The organism is Streptomyces sp. NPDC059957, from assembly GCF_042730015.1.
In the GTDB taxonomy this organism is placed as follows: domain Bacteria; phylum Actinomycetota; class Actinomycetes; order Streptomycetales; family Streptomycetaceae; genus Streptomyces.
Genome location: NZ_JBHWMB010000091.1, coordinates 20826 through 28180, shown reverse-complemented (window position 1 = coordinate 28180; position 7355 = coordinate 20826). Strand labels below are relative to the sequence as shown.

General features: G+C 69.7%; 7 protein-coding genes and 1 pseudogene. 5 read left to right on the top strand and 3 right to left on the bottom strand.

The annotated features are described in order from the left end of the window. A pseudogene (locus ACFWBW_RS36785) lies at positions 1-1591 on the top strand (hypothetical protein); the annotation flags it as partial. Positions 1592-1598: 7 nt separating this feature from the next. Here ACFWBW_RS36785 and ACFWBW_RS36780 read toward each other — a convergent pair. Continuing rightward, on the bottom strand, positions 1599-1790 hold the full coding sequence (locus tag ACFWBW_RS36780) for a hypothetical protein (protein WP_385382531.1): 192 nt from the start codon (positions 1788-1790) through the stop codon (positions 1599-1601). Positions 1791-2235: 445 nt separating this feature from the next. Here ACFWBW_RS36780 and ACFWBW_RS36775 point away from each other — a divergent pair, with 445 nt between their 5' ends. Together ACFWBW_RS36775 and ACFWBW_RS36770 are read left to right on the top strand one after the other, a co-directional pair. After that, a complete protein-coding gene (locus ACFWBW_RS36775) occupies positions 2236-2925 on the top strand; it encodes a recombinase family protein (RefSeq protein ID WP_385382528.1) in 690 nt (229 codons plus the stop codon). A 111-nt stretch (positions 2926-3036) separates the two neighbouring features. Beyond that, positions 3037-3180, top strand: coding sequence for a hypothetical protein (locus ACFWBW_RS36770; RefSeq protein ID WP_385382525.1), 144 nt, complete (start codon positions 3037-3039; stop codon positions 3178-3180). Positions 3181-3510: 330 nt separating this feature from the next. On the opposite strand, the gene ACFWBW_RS36765 is transcribed toward ACFWBW_RS36770, so the two are convergent. Together ACFWBW_RS36765 and ACFWBW_RS36760 are read right to left on the bottom strand one after the other, a co-directional pair. Beyond that, positions 3511-3981, bottom strand: a complete 471-nt coding sequence (locus ACFWBW_RS36765) for a hypothetical protein (RefSeq protein WP_385382522.1) — start codon at positions 3979-3981, stop codon at positions 3511-3513. Between the two features lie 613 nt (positions 3982-4594). Continuing rightward, positions 4595-5560 carry a hypothetical protein gene (locus ACFWBW_RS36760; RefSeq protein ID WP_385382519.1) on the bottom strand — a complete coding sequence of 322 codons (966 nt, stop codon included), beginning with the start codon at positions 5558-5560 and terminating at the stop codon, positions 4595-4597. A 268-nt stretch (positions 5561-5828) separates the two neighbouring features. Between ACFWBW_RS36760 and ACFWBW_RS36755 the strand changes: the two genes are divergently transcribed. Both ACFWBW_RS36755 and ACFWBW_RS36750 read left to right on the top strand, forming a co-directional pair. Then, positions 5829-6674: a ParA family protein gene (locus tag ACFWBW_RS36755; RefSeq protein ID WP_385382516.1), complete on the top strand. Its 846-nt coding sequence runs from the start codon at positions 5829-5831 to the stop codon at positions 6672-6674. Further along, on the top strand, positions 6674-7015 hold the full coding sequence (locus ACFWBW_RS36750; RefSeq protein WP_385382513.1) for a hypothetical protein: 342 nt from the start codon (positions 6674-6676) through the stop codon (positions 7013-7015). Before ACFWBW_RS36755 ends, ACFWBW_RS36750 begins: the two co-directional genes overlap by 1 nt. The last annotated feature ends 340 nt before the right edge of the window (positions 7016-7355 follow it).

Below are 7355 nucleotides of genomic sequence, written 5' to 3'. Positions count from 1 at the left end.
CTCGCTCGGCTACGCGATGACGGTGGCCGCCTCCCAGGGACTGACCTGCGACACCAGCCTGCTCTACGGGCTCGGGGCGAACGCGTTCGCCGCCTACCCGGGACTGACCCGGGCCCGGCAGGCCAACCACCTGTGGCTGCCGCTCGCCGCGATCGAGGACGAGGCCACCCAAGCCCGCCTCGGCGCGGCCCGCACGGAGACCGAGCTCCTGCACCGTGCCACGGCCGCGTTCGCCCAGTTCCTCGGACAGTCGAGGCCCGACACGATGGTCTCCGACGAGCTGCGGGCCGCGCCCGAGCCGGTCCAGGTGCCGCAGCAGGTCGAGTACGTGGCGGCCCGGGACGATGCGGCGGCCGCGCTGCGCCGGGCCGAGCCCGTCCCACCCCAGCACCAGCGCCGGGAAGCCGACCAGGTCGAGGCCCGCCAGGAAACCCAGGAGGTCCTGACCCGGGCCCGCGCCGTCAGTGCCCGCGCGGCACGGTCGAAGTCGACGTCGGTCACGCGCGCCCGCGCCCTGGACGCCGCTCGCCGTGACGAAAAGGCTGCCCAGCTGCAGGAGGCCAAGCGCCTGCGCGAGGCCCAGCCCGAGGACCCCGCCGAAGACATCAGCGAGCCGGAGCTGAGCACCGAGCAGCGGGCGCAGCTGGACGAGATGAAGCGCTCGAAGGAGATGCGCGAGGTCACCCCCTGGACGCAGCGCCCGTACGGCGACCTCACCGACAAGCAGCTGGAGTACCAGCTCGCCGACCTCCTCCAGAGCGCGCGCGAGCAGGACGAGGCCGCTGCCAAGGAGCGGGTGAAGTACCAGGAGCTCGCCGCTCTCCTGTCGAGCGAGAAGAACTCCGGCCAGACCCGGGGCCAGCGCCGCGCGGCCGAGTTCACCGAGCTCGTCGTGAAGGCGGAGAAGTGCGTGGCCACCGCGATCGAGGAGGAGAAGAGGGAGGCGGCCGCCGACGAGGACGCCAGGAAGGCCAGGAAGAGCCTGGAGGCGCTCAAGCCCTCCCAGAAGGCCGGCCACATCGCCCTGGCACTCGTCGGCAGCACCAAGAAGCAGGTGCGCGAGGCCGTCGGCAAGTACACCGGCGAGCGGATCGCCGCGGACAGCGAAGGCCTGCGCGCCCGGAACGCGGCTCGCGATGCCCTCGCCGAGGCCTGGAAGACGGTGGGGACCGGCACCACGGCCAGCGTGCTCGGCTTCACCGGGTACGGGCCGCCAGCCAAGGAGGAGTTCGCCCGGCAGCTTGCCGAGGCCCGCACCGAGCGCCTACCCAAGTTCGCGCAGAACATCGACACCCGCGACCTGCGCAAGCTCGGCGACCACAACGGCGCCGCCGAACTCGCCGCCGGCCAGCGCCAGACCGCCCTGACCCGGGCCGCCAGCGTCCGCAGCGAGCAGCAGCTCCGCACCACGATGGCCAGCCGGTACGGAGAGCTGAGCCAGACCGAGACCGCGGCCCGCGCCGAGCTCGCACAGACCCGGTACACCGCCGAGCTCCAGCGCCAAGAACGCCAGCAGCGCCGGAACGAGGAGGCCGCCGCCTCCTACACCCCGCCCCCACAGCAGTCCCGCGGGAGCGGCTACAGCCTGTAGAGCAGGGTCACTGAGTACCGGGGCCGGCGCCGAGGACGCGCCGGACCTCCCGGGAGCCGGACTCCGTACGTGGGGCGGACTGCTGGGGAATCTCCTCGGCGGCCCGCTCCGCCGCCGTACGGCCACGAACGGCGCGTACGGCCTGGTCGTCGTCGAGGAACGTCGGTCCGTGCCCGAGAGGGCGGCGTGTGGTGCTCATCGCCGAAGTTTCGCAGGAGGGGTGACAACCCGTCCGAGGAGGGCCAGGGTCCAAGATCTATAGGCTTGCCCCTCCGACACTCACTTGGAGGCAACCATGGCTGACACCAAACCGACCCAGGAAACCCCCGAAGAAGCGCCCGAGATCAGCCTCGACCCGGCTACGGAGGCTCCTGAGGCGGCCGAAGAAGAAAGCTGATCAACTGCCAGAGATCAGCACCAAATGCCGTTCGCTCGGCCGTCACCTCGACGGCCGAGCGAACGGCATTTCCAGTTCCCGCTCGGCGCATCCCTTAGGACCCGTCCATCAACCGATCCGTTTCCGCACACCGCCGCGACACGCCCGAAGGCCGGATTCCGGGACCGGTTCCGGTGTCCAACAAGGGTGTCCAGGAAGTCCCGGCGTGCAGGAACCCGGGCACCCCCGTTTCTGTACGGTGACGGCCATGAGCAGCAGCCTGGCCCAGTGGGCCGACAGCGGCGACGACGTCCTCGACGCCTTCCCCGCCAACCTGACCGGCGTCCTCGTCGGCTACGGCCGCGTCTCCACCAAGGGCCAGCTCCTCGACCGGCAGATCCTCGCCCTGGAGGGCGCCGGGTGCGCGCGTATCTTCGCGGACAAGCTCTCCGGGAAGAACGCCGAGCGGCCCGAGCTGTGGAAGGCCCTCGACTACGCCCGGCCCGGCGACACCCTCGTCGTGCCCTCCCTCGACCGGCTCGGCCGATCCATCCAGGACCTGATCGCCATCGTCGCCGGCCTGCGCAAGCGCGGGGTGGGCTTCCACTCCCTGCACGAGTCCCTGGACACCACCACCCCCGGCGGCAGGCTCGTCTTCCACGTGTTCGCCGCCCTCGCGGAGTTCATCAGGGAGCTGATCATCCAGGGCACCCACGAGGGCCTGGCCGCCGCACGCGCCCGCGGGGAACGGATCGGCCGCCCGCCCGCGATGAACGCGGAGCAGATCCGGCACGCCCGCGCGATGCTCGCGGACGCCGAGGCCAGCATCACCTCCATCGCGAAGCTGCTCGGCGTCTCGCGGACCACCCTCTACAAGTACGTGCCCGAGCTGAAGGCTGGCGGGCGCCCCGTCATCGGCGCCCAGGCCGTGCCCGCCGTCGAGCGCGGGCAGAGCTGATGACCGCATGATCCATCGTGCGGATAGCCGTCACCTGGTGACGGCTATCGCAACGGCCGTTCGGAAGCGTCACCGACACCGCCGACGGCCCGCCGGAGCCTCCACGCCCTCGTGCGGCACTTCGGCGAGCAGTACACCGAGTCGCTCCTCTTCCTCACCGAGACGATGTGCCCGCAGGCCGGGCAGCGGCCGAAGACGTACCGCTCGACTCCCCCGCGCAGGGCCTCGATCCCCTGCTCCACCGCCCGCCGGTAGACGGTTTCGTGGCGCTGGACCCGCCGCCAGTGCCTGCTCCGGCAGGTCGCATTGCAGTACTGCCGGTTCGGGCCCGCATCCTTCGGCAGCGGGTTCCCGCAGTTCCCGCACCGCCTCACCTTCCTGGTCACGCTTCCAGCGTCCCCGGTTCACGGACCTCACGGAAGACGTCCTCCGAATTCCCGCAAGCTTCTTCTGCTGCTGTTCTCGCCAGCGGAAACGCAGTCTTTCCCACCTGATGAAAAGCCCGCAGGATTGCAGTCGGCAACGCCAGCTCTTCCGGTGGCGGAAGCGCTGGCGTTTGCGCTGTCGGGAGTGCTGGCCCTCCGGCTAGACCTCGGCCAGCTTGCATGAGGTGAGCCGGGCCAGCGGCGAGGGCCTGCCCTTGGGCGTTGCCCGGATCTCGTCCCAGTCGATGGCCGGGTGCGCCAGGAGCACCTCCAGGTCCCCCAGGCGGAACAGGGCCACGCACGGGACGTCTCGTCGGCGCTGCCAGCCGCTGTGTACCCAGGTCGTGGGCCGCAGCCATTTGGCTTTGGTGAGGTGGTCGAAGTCCGAGGCTCTGATGCCGAGGTGCCGGGCCGCGGCCGTGCGGTTCAGCAGCCGGCCGTTGTGCTTCGCCTTCTCCAGCGCCGTCCGGTCCGCGAAGTCGGCGAGGGCCTGGCCGTCGTAGAGCGGGTGGCCCTTGTACTCGCCGACGCACTCGATCAGCCCGACACGGTCCAGCTCTGCCAGGACCTCCGGCGCGACCTTGACCTCGAACCTCTCCTCCAGGACGGCCGCGGCCCTGCACGCACCCATGTCCGGCAGTCCATCCGTCGCCGCCCTGATCTCGGCCGCCCTCCTCTCCACCTCCTCGACGACAGCAGCCGACCAGCGTCGGCCCCCGATGTCCTCCGGAGGGATCAGGCCCTTCGCCAGACCTCGCTCGAACCTCCACAACTCGAACCCGATTCGCTCCGGAAACTGATGTGGGCCGTAGGTTTCCAGCGCCTCACTCCGCGCCTCTTTCCTCTCCGTCATCCATGCCTCCACGTGCGCGAGAGATATCCCGGCTCCTCCTGTAGGAGTCTGAACGTAGCCCCCTGAAAGACTCTCTGCAAGCACCCAAAAACCTGCTCTGAACTGGGGTTTCATGGCTCGCGACGAGTGCGCGTAATCTAGCTAGCTTGAGCGTTTGACGGGTATTAAAGCCAGTGATTACGCCAGGGTTTCCAGCAGCGATTACGCCAGGGTTTCCAGCAGCGATTAAGCCAGGGTTTCCGACGGCATTTAGGTCAGCTTTTTCGCCCTCTTTTCGGCTTCCCTTTTTGCTGACTTTTCCGCATGCCTTTATCGGTCCAGCTCGCGTTATCTAGCAAGATTGAACGCGCTGTCTGGCGCCGGGGTTCGGGAGGTCCCCGGGCGCGGGCCGTCAGTGCCGGCGGGCTTTGAGCTGGTTGATCAGGTCGCGCACTCCGTCTGCCTGACCGGTGAGCCGTTCGGCTTCAAGGCGGCAGCTGACAACCCTGGAGTTCCAGTGCACGACGTCGTTCACCGCCTTGGTGACGTCCTCCGTGTTGCCGGCCGCTACTGCTCGGCGCTGCGCTTCCTCAGCCTTGCCTTTGCGCTCCTCCGCGAACGCAATGTCGCGCCGGGCCTGAGCAGCGGCGGCGCGCAGCCTGGTCTGCTCACGGCGTGCCCTTTCGGGAGCGGCGGCCAGGGCGTGGTCGAGCGCGGCGCGCAGGATGTCGCCGGTGGTGACCACCTTCGACCTCAGCTCGCCTCGCTCCACAAGCTCCTCGGCGGGCGGTGTCGGAGCAAAGGCCGCGGCCAGCCCGGCCAGCACAGTCACGCCGCCGTGTTCACGGACGGATTGACGCATGATCACCTCGGGTCCGTCTCCCCACCGGTCGGCCCACTGCTGGAGCTTCTGCTCGATCTCCGCGTTGTGCCAGTAGCAGGCCCGCTGGAGCCGCTCACCCAGTTCGTGCGGCAGCCGGACCCCGAGCCGACCCAGGAATCGGGTCTCCCCCTCATCGTGGTGAGCGGAGTAGCGGACCGGGTCGGTGCCCCAGCGTCGGCCGGCGCCCAGCGCCCCCGGCGGGATCGGCGGCCATTCGCGATCCCAGTTCCTAGCTGCCAGCTCGGCCCTGACCCCGGGCACCATCACCCAGTCCCGGCTCCCCGCCAGTTCACCGGCTTCACGCCGCTCGACCAGCAGCTCGCGTGTCATCCTCCGCGCCTGGGCCAGCTTCCCGGCCCGCAGGCCCAGGTGTCCCTCGCGCTGCTTCGCCAGCCAGGCCCGCTCCTCGCCCGCAGCCATCGCCGCCACCAGGTCGAGCAGCCTAAGCCGCTCCTCCACCACCCCCACCGTGTACTGCACCGTCGGCATTCCCATGCGAGCAATCATGCGAGATAACACACCGAGATCGCACCCACCCCCCATGCCGTCAGCCGCACGGGGGACCCCGGCCCGTAAGAGTGCGGGCAATCTTGCTAGATAATGCGAAGCTGACCCCGCCCCTTCCCGCTGGCGTTTCCGCGCGCTGTGCCGCTGGCAATCTCGCTTGCGGCAATCGGGTCCGACGACACGAGGGTGTGCCCGCTTGCACCCAGGGTGCCGGACCGGCGAGGCTGCCCCACAGGACTCAAGAGAAGGGGCTCCCATGGCCCAAGAAGAGGGACCGCTCTGCGTCGCGGAGTACAGCGAGAAGGGTGGTGTCGGCAAGACCAGTCTCACCTCCGGCCTCGCCGCCGTCGCCGCAGATCGCGGGCTGCGGGTCGGCGTCGCCGACCTTGACCCTCGCGGCACGCTCACCGACGAGCTCGGCCTGGACGAACCCGAGCGCACCGTCAACGACATCCTCTTCGTGGACAACTCGAAGAAGGCCCCGCCTCCGCGCGACCCCGCCGAGATCGTGCACGAGGTGTTCGTCCCCGCCGGCCCCGGTTGGCCCTCCAACATCAAGATCCTCCCGGTCGACCGGGACTTCGCCAACCGCGAGAACGACCCCACCACCGCCATGGAGTTCCGCCTCAAGCGGGCGCTCTGGGGGCTGCGCGACGAAGTCGACATCTTCCTCCTCGACGTCCCGCCCCGCGCTGGCGGAAAGCTCGCTGGCTCCGCGCTGCTCGCCGCCAAGCAGGTCCTGCTTCCCTCCACCCTCACGAAGGACGGCTACCTCGGCGTCCAGGAGGGCCTTCGCTCGATCGCCCACTACAACGGGCCCGGATGCCTCAACCCCGACCTGGTCGTCTCCGGCGTCGTCCGCAGCATGGTGCCGCGCAAGAAGGAGTTCAGCGCCGTCAACGCGCACTGGCAGGAGCGCCTCATCGACGACTTCGGCGATTTCCTCCTGCCCGAACCGATCCCCTTCCTCGCAGTCCGCGAAGTCGCCCGCACCGCCTGCAAGCCGATCACTGCCGCGCCCGGCCGGTACGGCAAAGCCCTCGTCAGGACCTACGGCCAGATCCTCGACCACATCCTCAAGACCGCCAAGGAGCAGAGCTGATGGGCAGCTTCCTCGACCAGGCCCTCAACGAAGACAAGCGCAAGGCCGACAAGCGGCGCGAGGCCGACCCCGCCGACCCCGGCAACGCCCAGGAACCCGACTGGGACTCCATTGGCCAGCCGTCCCGGCCTGCCGGACGCCGTGTTGGCCGACCCAAGGGCCCCGAGCGCGTCCCGCTCACCGTCAGGGTCCTGCCGCGCACCAACTCCCTGCTGACCAAGGCGGTCGAGGAGCTGGAGATGAACCCCCAGTCCATCGTGGAGGAGGCCCTGCTCGTCTACTTCAAGCGCAACAAGATCCAGCTCGACCCGGCGAACGGCGAGCCCTCCAGCGCCGCCTGAGCCCCATACAGCCCCTCCAAGGCCCGGGAACGCCCCAACATGGCTCCCGGGCCTTCCCCATGCCCCCTGAGCCGCCGTAGGGGCCGCGAAGGGCTTCCCGGCCCTCTCCGAACAGGGAGGGGTACAGCGGACGGACGCGTCCGCGCCCGACAGACCCGGCTCTCCGTCCATGGCGCCCGCGCGTTCACCGGTGCCGGTCACTCGGCCGCGGGCGGCCTCCCGACCGGCACCGGGCGCGGGCGCCGTCCGTACCCCACCTCACCCGCACCTCGTCGAAACCACAGACATGCTGAGCGCTGCAGCTCTACGCCCACCAAGAGCAACCCAAAAGCGGGCGGGC

Coding starts and splice junctions, on each gene's coding strand:
- ACFWBW_RS36780 (WP_385382531.1), bottom strand. CDS start 1,790: ATGAGCACCACACGCCGCCCTCTCGGGCACGGACCGACGTTCCTCGAC.
- ACFWBW_RS36775 (WP_385382528.1), top strand. CDS start 2,236: ATGAGCAGCAGCCTGGCCCAGTGGGCCGACAGCGGCGACGACGTCCTC.
- ACFWBW_RS36765 (WP_385382522.1), bottom strand. CDS start 3,981: ATGGGTGCGTGCAGGGCCGCGGCCGTCCTGGAGGAGAGGTTCGAGGTC.
- ACFWBW_RS36760 (WP_385382519.1), bottom strand. CDS start 5,560: ATGGGAATGCCGACGGTGCAGTACACGGTGGGGGTGGTGGAGGAGCGG.
- ACFWBW_RS36755 (WP_385382516.1), top strand. CDS start 5,829: ATGGCCCAAGAAGAGGGACCGCTCTGCGTCGCGGAGTACAGCGAGAAG.
- ACFWBW_RS36750 (WP_385382513.1), top strand. CDS start 6,674: ATGGGCAGCTTCCTCGACCAGGCCCTCAACGAAGACAAGCGCAAGGCC.